The organism is Streptomyces solincola (assembly GCF_002982015.1).
GTDB lineage: Bacteria > Actinomycetota > Actinomycetes > Streptomycetales > Streptomycetaceae > Streptomyces > Streptomyces solincola.
The window spans coordinates 1-14,564 of record NZ_PVLV01000236.1 but is presented as its reverse complement, the minus strand read 5'-3'; the positions used below and the strand labels follow the sequence as shown (position 1 = coordinate 14,564).

The window sequence follows — 14,564 nt, the reverse complement described above, 5'->3', positions numbered from 1 at the left end:
ACCAGCGCCCGCGCCCCCACCTCGTACGGCCCGGGCAGCCGCACCCCGCCGTCCGCCGTGACGACGGCGACGACCCGCGTTCCCGCCGTGCGCAAGGCGCGCACGGCCCGGTCCGCCTCCGGGCCCGCGCCGACCACGACCGCGCGGTCGCCCACCCGCTGCCCGAACAGGTGCACCGACCGCAGCAGTTCGCTGCTCGTCAGCACACCGGCCGGCCGGGTGCCCGGCACCAGCCGGGCGCTGCGCGGACGCTCCCGGGCGCCGGTCGCCAGCACCACCGCCCGGGCGGTGATCCGCTCCGTTCCGCCCGGGCCGGTCGTCTCCAGCGTTCGCGGGCCCGCCCAACCGGTGGCGCCGATCCCGCACCGCAGCTCCGCCCCGGCCCGCAGCGCGGCGGCGGCCAGCCGGCCGGCGTACCGGGGGCCGCCCAGCGGCAGTCCCGGCCCGGCCGAGGGCAGGTACCGCAGTACGCCGCCGGGCGCGGGCTCCCGCTCCAGCACCTCCACCCGGCCCGCGCCGCCCGCCGCCAGCGCGGCCGCCGCGGCCAGCCCGGCCGGACCCGCGCCGACCACCAGCACGTCGACCGCCCGCTCACGCCTCACCGCTCCGCCCCCCTGCGTCCCGCCCGCTCCAGCAGCGCCCGCACCGAGGCCCCGCAGGCGGAGCCCTGGCAGCGCCCGGCCCCCGCCCGGGTGCGCCGGCGCAGCCCGCCCGGGGACACCGGCGGAATGCCGGAGGCCAGGGCGTCGCGGATCTCGCCGAGTGTCACCCGCTCGCAGTGGCAGACGACCGCCCCGTACGCCGGGTCGGCGGCGATCAGCGCCGCGTCCGCGTACGGCCGGGGGAGGGCCTCGCCCACGTAGGGCATCCGCACGTCCGGAAGCGGGCCCGCCGGGCCGAGGTCCAGGCCCGTGGCGGCCAGCAGCCCGGCCACGTGCCGGGCGATCGCCATCGACGCGGTCAGCCCGGTGGACCGGATGCCGCCCACCGTCACACAGCGCCGCTCCGGATGCGCGGCGATCCGGTAGTCCTCCTGCCCGGTGGCGGCGCGCAGCCCCGCGTACACGGCGGTGACCTCCTCCGCGAGCAGCTCCGGCACGATCCGGGCGCCCTGCGCGCGCAGGCCCTCCAGCCCCTCCGCCGTCGAGCCGGTCGCCGCCTTGTCGGCCGGGTCCAGGTCCTCGGCCGTCGGTCCGAGCAGCACCTTGCCGTGCACGGTCGGCGCGACCAGCACGCCCTTGCCGAGCGCCGTCGGCACCGGCAGCAGGATGTGCCGGACCAGGTCGCGGGCGAAGGCGTCGAAGACGAGGAGCTGACCGCGCCGCGGGGTGACCGTGAAGTCCCGGTAGCCGAGCAGCGCGTCCACCGCGTCCGCGTGCAGCCCGGCGGCGTTCACCAGATACCGGGCCCGCAACCGTCCACGCGAGGTGAGCAGTTCATGCACGCCTCCCCCGGGTTCCCGGGATTCCCCCGGCTGCCGAGGTGCCTCGGATCCCGCGGACCCGACCCGCTCCAGCGCGCACCCCAGATGCAGGTCCACGCCGGCCCGGACGGCCTGGACCGCGTAGGCCAGTACCGTCGTCCAGGGGCAGATGACGCTCTCGCCCGGCACCTCCAGGGCGCCCAGCGCGCCCGGGCCGAGATGCGGTTCGCGGGCCCGCAGCTCCCGCGCGCCCAGCAGCCCGGTGCCGTGGTGGCCGTTGCGCGCGGCCTTGGCGGCCAGCGCGGGCAGCGCGGCGAGCTGCGTCGCGTCCCAGGCGACCAGCAGCGCCCCGACCGGCTCCACCGGGATGCCGGTCTGTGCCGCGTACGCCGTCAGCAGTCCGTGGCCCTCGCGGACCAGTCGGGCCTCCAGCGTGCCCGGCACGGCGTCGAAACCGGTGTGCAGGATCGCGGTGTTGGCCTTGGATGTGCCCTCGCCGACGTCGTCGGCGGCGTCCAGCAGGGCGATGCGCAGCCGGTGGCGGGCCAGCTCGCGGGCGACGGCCGCGCCCACCACCCCCGCGCCGACCACCGCCACGTCGTACACCACGCCGTCCGCCGGCAAGCCGCCCCGGCGGGTCACCGCGCCGGGGCCGCGGGCGGCGGGCGCCGTCATCGGGAAGAGGCCGGGGCGGACGGCTCGGGCAGCGCGGCCACCGCCGCACGGAACGCGGCCATCCGCCCGGCCGCCTCGTCCGGACCGATCCGCGGCTCGTAGACCGCGGACGGAGCGCCGCCCGGGGCGGCCTCCTTCAGCGTCAGCCCCGGCTCACCGCCCATCCGGGCCAGCGCGGCCACGCCCAGCGCGGTGGCGTCCGGCAGCGCCGCGACCTCCACCGGCAGTTGCAGCAGGTCGGCCTGGGTCTGCATCAGCAGCGCCGACCGGGTCAGGCCGCCGTCCACCCGCAGCGACGCCAGCGGGGCGCCCAGGTCGGCGGCGGCCGCCGCGGCCAGCTCCACCACCTGCGCGGCGATCCCCTCGCACAGCGCCCGCACCAGGTGCCCGGCCGTGGTGTCCAGGCCGAGCCCGGTCAGCGAGCCGCGTGCCTCGCCCCGCCACCACGGCGCGGCCAGCCCGGCCAGCGCGGGCACGAACACCACGCCGCCCGCGTCCGGCACCCCGCCGCCCACCGCGTCCAGGTCGGCCGCCCCGGAGAGCACCCCCAGGTCGGTGAGCCAGCGCACCGCCGAGGCCGCCGTGTACACCTGCCCGTCCAGGCAGTAGCTCGTCCGCCCGGCCAGCCTCCAGGCGACGCAGGACACCAGCCCCGAGCCGCCGCGCCGGGGCGCGGAGCCGGTGTGCGCCAGCAGGAACGCCCCGGTGCCGTAGGTGCACTTGGCCTCGCCGGGGCCGGCGGCCCCGTGCGCGAGGAGCGCCGCCTGCTGGTCCACCACCAGTCCGGTCAGCGGCACTTCCGCGCCGAACGCCGTGGTCGCGCCGACGGGTCCCGCGCAGTCCACCACCTCGGGCAACCGCTCGCCGGCCAGCCCGAAGACCTCCAGCGCCGCCGGTGACCAGGCGGCCGTGTCCAGGTCGAGCAGCTGCGTGCGCCCGGCGGTGGCCGCGTCCGTCGCGAACGCCCCGGTGAGCCGGTGCACCAGCCAGGCGTCGCTGGTGGTCACCACGCCCTCGCCGGTCAGGTGGCGGCGGATCCACGCCATCTTCGGCGCGGCGAAGTACGGGTCCAGCGGCAGCCCGGTCGCCGCCCGCAGCTCCTCGCCGTGCGGGGCGAGACCGGCGGACACCTCCTCGGCGCGCCGGTCCTGCCAGACGATCGCGTCGGTCAGCGGCTCGCCGCTCACCGGGTCCCAGGCGAGCACCGTCTCGCCCTGGTTGGCCAGCCCCATCGCGGTGACCGGCTCCCCGGCCCCGGCCAGCGCGGCCCGCCCGGCGGCCAGCACCGACCCCAGCAGCTCGCGCGGGTCCACCTCGACCCGTCCACCGGGCAGATGGCGCGGCCGCACCGGGGCGAAGCCGGACCCGAGCACTCCGCGCTCCGGACAGACCACCAGGGCCTTGGTGCCCGAGGTGCCCTGGTCGACGGCCAGTACCGGCCCCGTCGTCATCACCGCTCCCGTCCCGGCCGCCGGCCGCGCCCGGTCCGGCCGACCGTCCATGATCGCCGTTCGAAGCGTGGTCCAGACCGCCCGCCCCGTCAAGTGCCGCCCACCAGACGGAAGATCATCCGCCGTCATGCCCACGCGGCGAGACCGACGGTCCGTCAGAACAACTCACGGCGCGTCTGTTTGCGATTGTCGAACGAAAGTGCGCGGCGGCCCGTGATCGGCCCTATAGTGATCGCCGATCAACGGCCGGTAGCCGACGCGCCTTTTCCGGGACGTCCCGCCGCCGCCCCTCGGGGGCGGCGACCACCGGACGGCACCCCCACCCCGCCCGACGAGGAACCATGACCACCGCACCGAGATCAGCCTGCCCGCCGACGGGGACGGAGTGATGCCCGGCCAGGACTTCCGCCCCGTCTACCACCCGGCCGGACACGACGGCGCCCTGCGCGCCACCGTCCAGGACCTGCGGGCCGGACGCTGGCTGTCCATGGCGAGGCTGCTGGAGTCCACCGCCGACTGGGCGGCCTGGACCCAGCGCACCCAGGTGCTGGCCGCCGTGGCCGCCGGCTCCGACCTGGTCGAGGCGTGGCGGGCCGAGCAGCCCGGCTCCACCGCCGCCCTGGTCATGCACACCCGGGTGGCCGTCGAGCGGGCCGTGCGCGCCCACCGCGCCCGCCACTCCCGAACCCAGGAGCTGTGGCACGCGGCCTGGCAGGCGTGCGGCGCCGCCGCGCAGGCGGCCCCCGCCGACCCGGTGCCCTGGACCTGCCTGCTCGCGCTCGCCGTCCTGGACGAGGAGCAGGCCATGGCCGAGCACCGGGTGCGCCCGCCCGGGCCGATGCTGCCGCCCGGGCCCTGGGGGCTGCTCGCCGAGGCCGACAAACGCGACCCGTTCAACCGCGAGGCCTACCACCGGATGCTTCAGTTCCTGCACACCCGCCGGACCGGCTCGCGCGGCTCGCTGTCCGAGGCCGTCAACTTCGTCCAGTGGGCCGCCGGCCAGGCGCCCCCCGGCTCGCCGCTGCACGCCCTGCCGCTGTACACGCGGGTCGAGCGCTACCGCCGCGAAGGCGGCAAGGAACGCGCCCTGGACCTGCACTGGGTGGCCGAGGACGCCGCCCGGGACGCCGACCGGGCCCTGTACGCCTGGTTCGCGCACACCACCCCCGATGCCTGCTCGCTGCTCGACCTCAACCACCTGGCGCACGCCCTGTGGGGGGCTCTGCGGTTCGCCGACGCCGGGGCCGTCTTCACCGCCCTCGGCCCGTACTACACCCCCCAGCCGTGGAACTGCCGCACCCGCGACCCCGGCGCCCGGGACGCGGCCGAGGAGCTGTTCGGCCGGGCGCGCGCCCGCTGCCTGTCCGCCGCCCGCGACGGCTGACCCGCCCGCGCGGCCCCCCCGCATCCGTACGTCCACACCACCCCACCACTCGGAGGTAGCGCCATGTCCCGCATCGCAGCGGCCGGGCCGGAGCCCAAGGCTCCGCCCATGGACGAGGAGCAGCGGCTCCGGGAGCTCGGCTACCAGCCGGTCCTGGCCCGCCGCATGGGCGGGTTCGGCAACTTCGCCATCAGCTTCTCGGTCATCTCCATCCTCTCCGGCTGCATGACCCTCTACGGCTTCGGTCTGGGCAGCGGCGGGCCGGCGGTGATGATGTGGGGCTGGGCCGGCGTCGGCCTGTTCGTCCTCTGCGTCGGCATGGCCCTGGCCGAGGTCACCAGCGCCTACCCCACCTCGGGGGCGCTCTACTACATGGCCGACAAGCTCGGCGGCCGCCGCTGGGGCTGGTACACCGGCTGGCTGAACCTGCTCGGCCTGCTCGGCGCGATCGCCGGCATCGACTACGGCGCCGCCCTGTTCACCGGCGCCTTCCTCAACCTGCAGTTCGGCTTCACCCCCACCCCCGGCTCCACCTTCGTGATCTTCCTGGTCATCCTGCTGCTGCACGCCGTGCTCAACCTCTTCGGCGTCCGCCTGGTCAGCGTGCTCAACTCGATCAGCGTCTGGTGGCACCTGGCCGGCGTCGCCGTCATCGTCGGCGCTCTCGCGATCATCCCCGACAGCCACCAGTCGCCCGGCTTCGTCTTCACCGAGTTCGTCAACGACACCGGCTGGGCCAACCCGTTCTACGTGGCCGCCATCGGCCTGCTGCTCGCCCAGTACACCTTCTGCGGCTACGACGCCTCCGCCCACCTCTCCGAGGAGACCTCCAACGCCTCGGTGGCAGCCGCCAAGGGCATCGTCCGCGCCATCTGGGTCTCCTGGATCGCCGGCTTCGCCCTGCTCGCCGGACTGACCTTCGCCATCCAGGACTACGCCGGCACCCAGAACAGCGCCACCGGCGTCCCGCCCGCCCAGATCCTCATCGACGCCCTCGGCTCGGGGGCCGCCAGCGCCCTGCTGCTCGTCGTCATCGTCGCCCAGCTCTTCTGCGGCAACGCCGAGACGGCCGCCGCCAGCCGGATGGTCTTCGCCTTCAGCCGTGACAACGCCCTGCCCGGCTCCAAGACCTGGCGCAAGGTCAGCAGCCGCACCCAGACCCCGGTCAACGCGGTCTGGCTGTCGGTGGCCGTGCCCGCCCTGCTCGCGCTGCCCTCGCTGTGGTCCGCCACCGCCTACGGCGCGGTCACCGCGATCAACGTCATCGGCATCACCCCCGCCTACGCCATCCCGATCTACCTGCGGCTGCGCGCCGGTGACCGCTTCCAGCGCGGCCCCTGGCACCTGGGCCGCTGGAGCAAGCCGATCGGCTGGACCGCCGTCGTCTGGGTCGCCCTGGTCACCGTGCTGTTCTGCCTGCCGCAGAAGTCCCCGGTCACCGTCGACACCATGAACTACGCCGTCATCGCGCTCGCCGCGGTCCTCGTCCTCGCCAGCGTCTGGTGGTACGCGGCCCGCCGCTCCTACGGCGTCCCCACCGCCACCGCGTACGGCACCGCCCGCGAGGAGGCGGAGATCTCCGAGGGCATCGTCTGACACCGGCCCGTCCGGCGGCGGTACGCCGGACCGCGCGGCCGGCGGCGGTGCGCGCCGCCGCGCGGCGCACGGCGCCCGGGCCCGCCCCGGGCGCCGCCGGCGCACCGGCCCTCAGCCGGTGAACTCGTAGGTCAGTCCGGCGTGTTCCGGCGCGAAGCGCAGATCGGTCAGCTCCAGCAGGTGCCCGTGCTGGTCGCGCACCTCCCGGTGCACCGACAGGTACGCCGGCGTCCGGCCGGCCGCGGCGGGACCGCCGGCCACCCCGACCGACTCCCGCCGGGTCAGCCGCAGCCCGGCCCGGTGCATCCACCGGTACAGCGGCCGCAGGTCCGGGTCGGCCGACCGGTCCGCCGGGCGGCGCAGCCGGGCCAGCTCGGGCACCTCCACCAGCGCGTGCCGGGAGAAGCGGGTCACCGCCTCCTGGAGCACCGCGCCCCGCGCCCCGGTCACCCGGTAGCGGTGCACCAGCGAGTGCTCGCCCGCCACCAGCCCCAGCCTGCGGGCCGGCTCCACCGGCGCCGGCTCCCAGCACACCCCGGTCGACGCCTCCGGGTACGCGGTGGCCGGCCCGCAGGGGAAGTCCGCCGCCGGCGCGAGCACCTTGCCGGCCGCGCCGCGCGCCGCCGCGGGCGCGGCGAAGGTGCCCCGCTTCTCCGTGACCACCAGGCCCTCCTCGCGCAGCAGGTGCAGCGCGCTGCGCACGGTCTGCCGGTTGACCCGGAAACGCTCCACCAGGGACCGCTCCGAAGGCAGCCGCGTCCCCGGGGCGATCCGCCGGTGGGTCAGGTCGTCCCGGAGCGCGGCGGCCACCCGGAGATAGAGCGGAAGAGGCATGGAGGCGGGCGATTCAGCCATGGTTCAACCCTCGATTATGTTCGCTCAGCGTAGCCGAGCCTGCCGTACGGGTGACACCACACCTATCATTGGTCTATACCTCTACGGAAGAGGGGGCGGCTGATCTGGCCGAAACCGCCGCCTGCGGCCGCGCCCCGCCCGCGCGTTCGGCCCCGCCGGCCCTGGGTACCCGTCGGCGGCGCACGAGCACACCGACCGTACCGGCGGGAAGGGACGATGACGATGAGGGCCGTGACCTGGCAGGGCAAGCGCGACGTGCGGGTGGAGACGGTGCCCGATCCGCGCATCGAGCAGCCGACCGACGCGGTCATCCGCGTCACCTCCACCGGGCTGTGCGGATCGGACCTGCACCTGTACGAGGTGTTCGGCCCGTTCATGACCCCCGGCGACATCCTGGGCCACGAACCGATGGGCATCGTCGAGGAGACCGGCTCGCAGGTGCCGAACCTCAAGCCCGGCGACCGGGTCGTCGTCCCGTTCCAGATCGCCTGCGGGCACTGCTGGATGTGCACCTCCGGACTGCCCACCCAGTGCGAGACCACCCAGGTCCGCGACGAGGGCATGGGCGCCGCCCTGTTCGGCTACTCCCGGCTCTACGGCGCCGTCCCCGGCGGCCAGGCCGAGTACCTGCGCGTCCCGCAGGCCCAGTTCGGCCCCATCAAGGTCCCCGAGGGCCCCGCCGACGACCGCTACCTCTACCTCTCCGACGTGCTGCCCACCGCCTGGCAGGCCGTCCGGTACGCCGACGTCCCGCCCGGCGGCAGCGTCGCCGTCCTCGGCCTCGGCCCGATCGGCGACATGGCCTGCCGCATCGCCCTGCACCAGGGCGCCGGACAGGTCTTCGGCGTCGACCTCGTCCCCGAGCGGCTGCACCGCGCCCGCGAACGCGGCGTCGAGGCGTTCGACCTGACCGGCTTCGACGGGCAGGACGAACTGGTCGAGGCCATCCGCGACCGCACCGGCGGCCGCGGCCCCGACGCGGTCATCGACGCCGTCGGCACCGAGGCCCACGGCAGCCCCGCCGCCCGCCTCGGCCAGCAGGCCGCCGGACTCCTACCGCAGGCATGGGCCGCCAAGCTCTTCCAGAAGGCCGGCACCGACCGGCTCGCCGCCCTGCTGCTGGCCGTCGAACTGGTCCGCCGCGGCGGCACCATCTCGCTCTCCGGCGTCTACGGCGGCGCGGCCGACCCGCTGCCGATGCTCACCCTCTTCGACAAGCAGGTCCAACTGCGCATGGGCCAGGCCAACGTCCGCCGCTGGGCCGACGACATCCTGCCCCTCCTCGTCGACGACGACCCGCTCGGCGTGGACGGCTTCGCCACCCACCACGTGCCGCTCGCCGAGGGCGCCGAGGCGTACAAGACGTTTCAGGAGAAGGCGGACGGCGCGGTCAAGATCGTCATGAGGCCCTGAGCGACGCCGGCCCGACCGGGCTCCGGCTCACCGGGTGCGCAGCGACGCCAGCGCCTCGGTGAGCCAGTCGGTCCAGAACCGCTCCAGCTCGATACCGCCACGCAGCACCAGATGCCGCAGCCGGTCCGCCTCCGAGTCCCGGCCCGGACCGAACTGCCGCCGCTCCATGTCGAGGTACTCCGCGAGCTGCGCCTCGTGCATCGCCAGATGCCGCGCCAGCTCCGCCTCCATGGCGTCCACCGCCCGCGGCCCCGCCACGGCCGCCGCCCGCAGCCGCAGCAGCAGCGCGTCCCGGATGGGCTTGGGGTCCTCGCTGCGCAGCACCCACCCGGTCAGCTCGTCCCGGCCGGCCGGCAGCACCTCGTACTCCTTCTTCTGCCCCCGCAGCGGCACCGGCGACGGCAGGGCCCGGATCTGCCCGGCCTCCTCCAGCTTCCCCAGCTCCCGGTAGATCTGCTGGTGGGTCGCCGACCAGAAGTAGCCGATCGACCGGTCGAAGCGGCGGGTCAGCTCCAGACCGGAGGACGGCTTCTCCAGCAGGGCGGTGAGGATCGCGTGCGGCAGTGACATGAGCGCATCCTAGGGACGGCGCCGACCCGGCGGCCGCCCCCGCCCGCTCACAGCTCGGCCGCCAGCCGGGTGCCCTGGTCGATGGCGCGCTTGGCGTCCAGCTCCGCCGCCACGTCCGCGCCGCCGATCAGGTGCGCGCTCGCGCCGGCCGCCACCAGCGCCTCGTACAGTTCGCGGCGCGGCTCCTGCCCGGTGCACAGCACGACGGTGTCCACGGCCAGCACCCGGCGCTCGCCGTCCACCGTCAGATGCAGCCCCTCGTCGTCGATCCGCTCGTAGACCGCGCCGGCGACCATGGTGACGCCCCGGTGCTTCAGCTCGGTGCGGTGGATCCAGCCGGTGGTCTTGCCCAGACCGGCGCCGACCTTGCTGGTCTTGCGCTGGAGCAGGTGCACCTCGCGCGGCGGAGCGGACCGCTCCGGGGCGCGCAGCCCTCCGCGACCCGCGTACGCCGTGTCCACGCCCCACTGCCGGAAGTACGCCTCCGGGTCGCGGTCCGCGCCCTCGCCGCCGTCGGTGAGGAACTCCGCCACGTCGAAGCCGATGCCGCCCGCGCCCAGCACCGCCACCCGCCGCCCCACCTCGGCCGTGCCGTGCAGCGCGTCCCGGTAGCCGATCACGCTGCGGTGCCCCACGCCCTCGATCTCCGGCACCCGGGGTGTGACGCCGGTCGCCACCACCACCTCGTCCCAGCCGGCCAGGTCCTCGGCCGCCACGTACGTGCCCAGCCGCAGCTCCACGCCGTGCTCCCGCAGCCTGGTGCGGAAGTAGCGCAGCGTCTCGTCGAACTCCTGCTTGCCCGGGACGCGCCGGGCCGTGTCGAGCTGCCCGCCGATCTCCTCGGCCGCGTCGAACAGGGTGACCGCGTGCCCGCGCTCGGCCGCCGCGACCGCGCAGGCCAGGCCCGCCGGTCCGGCGCCGACGACCGCGACGCGCTTGCTCAGCCTGGTGGGGGAGAGGACCAGCTCGGTCTCGTGGCAGGCACGCGGGTTGACCAGGCAGGAGGTGATCCTCCCGCTGAAGGTGTGGTCCAGGCAGGCCTGGTTGCAGCCGATGCAGGTGTTGATGGCCTCCGGCCGCCCCTCGGCCGCCTTGGCGACGAACTCCGGATCGGCCAGGAACGGGCGGGCCATGGACACCATGTCCGCCCGCCCCTCGGCCAGCACCCGCTCGGCCACCTCCGGGGTGTTGATCCGGTTGGAGGTGATCAGCGGCACCGACACCGCGCCCATCAGCCGCTTCGTGACCCAGGTGTAGGCGCCGCGGGGCACCGAGGTGGCGATGGTGGGGATCCGCGCCTCGTGCCAGCCGATTCCGGTGTTGATCAGCGTCGCACCGGCCGCCTCCACCGCCTTGGCGAGGGCGACGACCTCCTCGAGCGACGAGCCGCCCGGCACCAGGTCCAGCATCGACAGCCGGTAGATCAGGATGAAGTCCGGCCCCACCCGCTCCCGGGTGCGCCGCACGATCTCCAGCGGGAAGCGGACCCGGTTCTCGTACGAGCCGCCCCAGCGGTCGGTGCGGTGGTTGGTGCCGGCCGCGATGAACTCGTTGATCAGATAGCCCTCGGAGCCCATGATCTCGACCCCGTCGTAGCCGGCCGACTTCGCCAGCTCCGCCGTGCGCACGTAGTCCTCGACGGTCCGCTCGACCTGCTCGTCGGTCAGCGCGTGCGGTGTGAACGGGCTGATCGGCGCCTGCACCGCGCTGGGCGCGACCAGGTCGCGGTGGTAGGCGTACCGCCCGAAGTGCAGGATCTGCATCGCGATCCTGCCCCCCGCCGCGTGCACCGCCTCGGTGACCTCGCGGTGCCGCTCGGCCTCCTCGGGCGTGCTCAGCTTCGCCCCGCCCTCGTACGGCCGGCCCTCGTCGTTCGGCGCGATGCCGCCGGTCACGATCAGCCCGACCCCGCCGCGCGCCCGCTCCGCGTAGAACGCCGCCATCCGCGCGAAGCCGTTCTCCGCCTCCTCCAGGCCGACGTGCATCGACCCCATGAGCACCCGGTTGGGCAGCGTGGTGAACCCGAGGTCCAGCGGGCTGAGCAGACGGGGGTACGGCGTGGGGGTCGGATGCATCGCGGCTGCCTCCTCGGGCGGGTCGTCGCCCCAGTGTGCGACGCCCGCCGTGTTTGTGCAACAAGTTGCACAAGGAGGGGAGGGGGCCGGGTCAGTCCGGCGGGGCGCTCAGCGGGCAGCTCAGGGGCAGGACCCGCTCGGTGAGCCGCCCGGTCAGCCGCCCGCCGGCGAGCGCCGCCCCGGCCAGCCAGTCCGCCGCGGCCAACTCCTCGACCAGCCCGGCCACCTCGCCCTCCGCCACCGCGCACAGCGCGGCCAGCGCAGCCGTCTCCAGCCCCTCGCCGGACGCCCCCAAGGCCCCGTCCGGGTCCGTCCGGGCGGCCAGCGCCAGGGCCAGCAGCCGGACCTCCGCCGCCGTCCGGCGCTTGCGCAGCTTCCTCTCGCCGACCACCTTCTGCGCCCAACCGCTCAGCTTGGCCCGGGTGTTCTTGCCGAACGACAGCGGCCCGGGGCCGTCCGGCCCCGGCACGAGGGACGGCACGGTGAAAGCGGTCGGGCTCTCCGGCCGGGAGGCGATCACCTCGCCGACGTCTCCGGGCACCGCCAGCCACCCGCACTCCGCCAGCTCGCCGAGCAGTCCGACCGGATCGTCCAGCGGCCAGCCGTCGAGATCCTGACCGGTGAGGTTCCCGCTGCCGCTGCGCGCCGCGCGCAGCGCCAGCATCAGCACCAGCAGCCGCGCCTGCGGGCCGGGCAGCGGCGCCCGGTCCCGGACCAGGACGAGCACCGTCCGCGCCCGCTCCCAGTGCCCGGCGCCGCTCAGGACCCGGACGACGCCCGGCGCCTCGCCGTCATCGCACTGGCCGGTGCGGTGCCGGTGCTGCCGGCGTACCGTCTCGGCCGCCTGCCGCGCCCGGTCGGCCTCGGCCCGCAGCCGCCCGTCCCCGACGACGTCCGCCCAGTCGCCGAGCGCCCGCGCCTTGCGCTCGTGCAGATCGGCCAGCAGCGCCAGATCCGGCTCCGCGAGCCGCTGGTAGCCGCGGAACCGCTCGCCCAGCTCGACCAGTTCGTCCCGCAGCGCCACCGGACTCAGGTCCTCCGGCACGTCCCGCTGCCCGATCCGGCCCACCCGCCGCGGCTGGGGACGCGCCCGCACCGGCCGGCCCGGCCCGCGCGGAGCCGGCAGCGCCGGCCCGGCGGCCGCCACCCCGGGCGGCAGCCGGTGGGAGAACTGCGGGCCGACCGCCGGAGCCGCCGGGACGGGAGCGGCGCCGGCCGCCGCCGGGCGGGGCCGCTCCCCGCCGCCGGCGGTCGCCGCCGCGGCCACCACCCGCGCACCCGGGGACGCGGCAGCGCAGCGCGCACAGCACTCCAGCGCCCGCCACCAGCGCCCCGCCCGGTCGGCGATCACCGCGAGCACCACCGGACCCCCGCACCGCCAGGCCGCCGCGGCCCGCTCGTCCCCGCCCACCGGGTCGGTGTGCGCACTGCAGCCCCCGGCCCGGCAGGCGCAGTACGCCTCCGGCCGCGGGCCGGCGCCGGCCCGCAGATGGGCGCTCAGATGCGCGGTCGCCGCCGTGCGCCCGGCGGCCGCGGCGGGCAGCTTCTGCTCGGCGCAGGCCGGCCGGCTGCACGAGACGCGCACCGCCGTGCTGCCGCGGCCGACCGGATCGAGGCGGACGGTCCAGACCCGGCCCGGCACCCGCCCGCCCGCCTCACCTGACTCACTCGGCTCGTTCGTCGCGTGGGCGTCCACGGGCACGGGTCCTCTCTGCGCGGCGGCTGTCCGCACCGGGCCGCCGCCGGACGGCGCGCGGGCATGGCGGTCATCGTAGGAAGCCCGCCCGCCCCGGGAAGCCGAATCGTCGCAGGTAGCCCGAACGGGCGAACGCCCCGCCGGCCGGGCGTCCGCCCCCGCGGCACGCCGCTCAGCGCGCCGCCGGCTCCGGCGCCCGGTGCTGCGGGCGACCCGGGCCGAGCGCCCAGCGGATGGCGCCGGTCACCAGGTGGCCGCCCGGCCGCACCAGCACCGGTTCGGCCGCCCCGCCCGGACGCCGCAGCCCCAGCTCGGTCCGGGCCCAGGGCGGCAGCAGCCCCACCGCGTTAGCGGCCAGCAGCGCGTACGGCGGCCGGGCCGGCCACGGCAGCGGCGGATGGCGCAGCAGGAACCGCACCGTCTCCCGCGCCGCCGGCGTGGCCCGCAGCTCCGGCCGGTACGCGCCGATGCGCGCCGTCAGCCCGGCCAGGTCGCGCGGCGGGTCCTGCGCACCCAGCGCCTCCGCCACCCGCGCGGTGTCCGCCACGTAGCCGTCGCAGCCGGCGGCGTCCAGCGGATGCGCGCCGAACCGCTGGTGGGCGGCGAGGAACGACGCCACCTCGGCGATGTGCACCCAGGTCAGCAGCCTCGGGTCGCCGGCCCGGTAGGGCGTGCCGTCGGCGGTGACCCCGCTGATCCGGCCGTGCACCGCGCGCACCCGCTCCACCGCCTCCCGGGCGTCGTCGGCGGTGCCGAAGGTGGTCACCGCCAGGAAGGTGCTGGTGCGGGCCAGCCGGCCCCACGGGTCGCCCCGGTAGCCGGAGTGCTCCGCCACGGCCGTCATCGCCAGCGGGTGCAGCGACTGGAGCAGCAGGGCGGCCAGCCCGCCGACGAACATCGAGGCGTCCCCGTGCACCCGGCGCACCGGCGCCTCCGGGCCGAACCAGCGCGGCCCCGGCGTCTCGTGGATGCGCCGCCGGTTGCTCGGGCCCTGCGGACCGGCCACCCGCGCGAACAGCGCCGCCCCCACCGCGCCCCGCACCCCGCCGCGCCCGCTCGGGGCCCTCGTGTCGGTCATCCGCGCCTCCCGGTTCGACAGTCCCAGTCTCCCACCCCGTACCCGGGCGCGGACCGCCACCGGCCGAACCGGAGGCAGCGGGCCGGCGCCGCGACCTCGTGCCCGGCGGCGGACCGCGCCCCCGCACCTCCGCGGTTGTCCGCGCCGCCGACTCCGCGCCCCGCGCCGCCACCGCGGCGGCGAGGCCCCCGCGGCGCCCGGAGGACAGCGAGGCGTCCCGGTCCGCCACCAGCCGGCAGGGGCGCCGCCCGGACAGGGCGCGCCCGCGCACCGGCCCCGGGCGGCGGGCCGACTCACCCGCGTACGCTCTCGGTTCAGCCGGCCGCGCGGCCGGCTGAACCGAGAGCG

At 76.5% G+C, this 14,564-nt stretch carries 11 protein-coding genes; 3 read left to right on the top strand and 8 right to left on the bottom strand.

The window, feature by feature from the left end; all coding sequences use genetic code 11:
• The 3 genes from C6N75_RS16535 to C6N75_RS16525 form a co-directional block, all read right to left on the bottom strand.
• The coding region (locus C6N75_RS16535; protein WP_146132581.1) for an FAD-dependent oxidoreductase at window positions 1–602 on the bottom strand (602 nt) is incomplete at its 3' end.
• Window positions 599–2,098 carry an FAD-dependent oxidoreductase gene (locus tag C6N75_RS16530; RefSeq protein WP_105869676.1) on the bottom strand — a complete coding sequence of 500 codons (1,500 nt, stop codon included), beginning with the start codon at window positions 2,096–2,098 and terminating at the stop codon, window positions 599–601. The genes C6N75_RS16530 and C6N75_RS16535, both read right to left, overlap by 4 nt.
• Window positions 2,095–3,549 carry an FGGY family carbohydrate kinase gene (locus C6N75_RS16525; protein ID WP_105869675.1) on the bottom strand — a complete coding sequence of 485 codons (1,455 nt, stop codon included), beginning with the start codon at window positions 3,547–3,549 and terminating at the stop codon, window positions 2,095–2,097. Before C6N75_RS16525 ends, C6N75_RS16530 begins: the two co-directional genes overlap by 4 nt.
• Window positions 3,550–3,937: 388 nt before the next feature.
• Here C6N75_RS16525 and C6N75_RS16520 point away from each other — a divergent pair, with 388 nt between their 5' ends.
• Both C6N75_RS16520 and C6N75_RS16515 read left to right on the top strand, forming a co-directional pair.
• Window positions 3,938–4,933 carry a hypothetical protein gene (locus C6N75_RS16520; protein WP_105869674.1) on the top strand — a complete coding sequence of 332 codons (996 nt, stop codon included), beginning with the start codon at window positions 3,938–3,940 and terminating at the stop codon, window positions 4,931–4,933.
• Between the two features lie 63 nt (window positions 4,934–4,996).
• Entirely contained in the window at window positions 4,997–6,529 is a 1,533-nt protein-coding gene (locus C6N75_RS16515) for an amino acid permease (protein WP_181160497.1), read from the top strand.
• A gap of 111 nt (window positions 6,530–6,640) precedes the next feature.
• Here the strand turns inward: C6N75_RS16515 and C6N75_RS16510 are convergent, their stop codons facing one another.
• A complete protein-coding gene (locus tag C6N75_RS16510) occupies window positions 6,641–7,384 on the bottom strand; it encodes a GntR family transcriptional regulator (RefSeq protein ID WP_105869673.1) in 744 nt (247 codons plus the stop codon).
• A gap of 222 nt (window positions 7,385–7,606) precedes the next feature.
• On the opposite strand from C6N75_RS16510, the gene C6N75_RS16505 reads away from it, so the two are divergent.
• Window positions 7,607–8,797, top strand: a complete 1,191-nt coding sequence (locus tag C6N75_RS16505) for a zinc-dependent alcohol dehydrogenase (protein ID WP_105869677.1) — start codon at window positions 7,607–7,609, stop codon at window positions 8,795–8,797.
• A 27-nt stretch (window positions 8,798–8,824) separates the two neighbouring features.
• Here the strand turns inward: C6N75_RS16505 and C6N75_RS16500 are convergent, their stop codons facing one another.
• From C6N75_RS16500 to C6N75_RS16485, 4 genes are all read right to left on the bottom strand, one after another.
• Window positions 8,825–9,367 carry a PadR family transcriptional regulator gene (locus C6N75_RS16500; RefSeq protein WP_105869672.1) on the bottom strand — a complete coding sequence of 181 codons (543 nt, stop codon included), beginning with the start codon at window positions 9,365–9,367 and terminating at the stop codon, window positions 8,825–8,827.
• 47 nt (window positions 9,368–9,414) lie between these two features.
• A complete protein-coding gene (locus tag C6N75_RS16495) occupies window positions 9,415–11,442 on the bottom strand; it encodes an oxidoreductase (protein ID WP_105869671.1) in 2,028 nt (675 codons plus the stop codon).
• A gap of 91 nt (window positions 11,443–11,533) precedes the next feature.
• A complete protein-coding gene (locus C6N75_RS16490) occupies window positions 11,534–13,138 on the bottom strand; it encodes a hypothetical protein (RefSeq protein WP_105869670.1) in 1,605 nt (534 codons plus the stop codon).
• 172 nt (window positions 13,139–13,310) lie between these two features.
• Window positions 13,311–14,216 carry an oxygenase MpaB family protein gene (locus tag C6N75_RS16485; RefSeq protein ID WP_105869669.1) on the bottom strand — a complete coding sequence of 302 codons (906 nt, stop codon included), beginning with the start codon at window positions 14,214–14,216 and terminating at the stop codon, window positions 13,311–13,313.
• Window positions 14,217–14,564: the final 348 nt, after the last annotated feature.

Excerpts from the sequence above, each read along its gene's own strand:
- C6N75_RS16530 (WP_105869676.1), bottom strand. The coding sequence starts at position 2,098 with ATGACGGCGCCCGCCGCCCGCGGCCCCGGCGCGGTGACCCGCCGGGGC.
- C6N75_RS16525 (WP_105869675.1), bottom strand. The coding sequence starts at position 3,549 with ATGACGACGGGGCCGGTACTGGCCGTCGACCAGGGCACCTCGGGCACC.
- C6N75_RS16520 (WP_105869674.1), top strand. The coding sequence starts at position 3,938 with ATGCCCGGCCAGGACTTCCGCCCCGTCTACCACCCGGCCGGACACGAC.
- C6N75_RS16515 (WP_181160497.1), top strand. The coding sequence starts at position 4,997 with ATGTCCCGCATCGCAGCGGCCGGGCCGGAGCCCAAGGCTCCGCCCATG.
- C6N75_RS16510 (WP_105869673.1), bottom strand. The coding sequence starts at position 7,384 with ATGGCTGAATCGCCCGCCTCCATGCCTCTTCCGCTCTATCTCCGGGTG.
- C6N75_RS16505 (WP_105869677.1), top strand. The coding sequence starts at position 7,607 with ATGAGGGCCGTGACCTGGCAGGGCAAGCGCGACGTGCGGGTGGAGACG.
- C6N75_RS16500 (WP_105869672.1), bottom strand. The coding sequence starts at position 9,367 with ATGTCACTGCCGCACGCGATCCTCACCGCCCTGCTGGAGAAGCCGTCC.
- C6N75_RS16495 (WP_105869671.1), bottom strand. The coding sequence starts at position 11,442 with ATGCATCCGACCCCCACGCCGTACCCCCGTCTGCTCAGCCCGCTGGAC.
- C6N75_RS16485 (WP_105869669.1), bottom strand. The coding sequence starts at position 14,216 with ATGACCGACACGAGGGCCCCGAGCGGGCGCGGCGGGGTGCGGGGCGCG.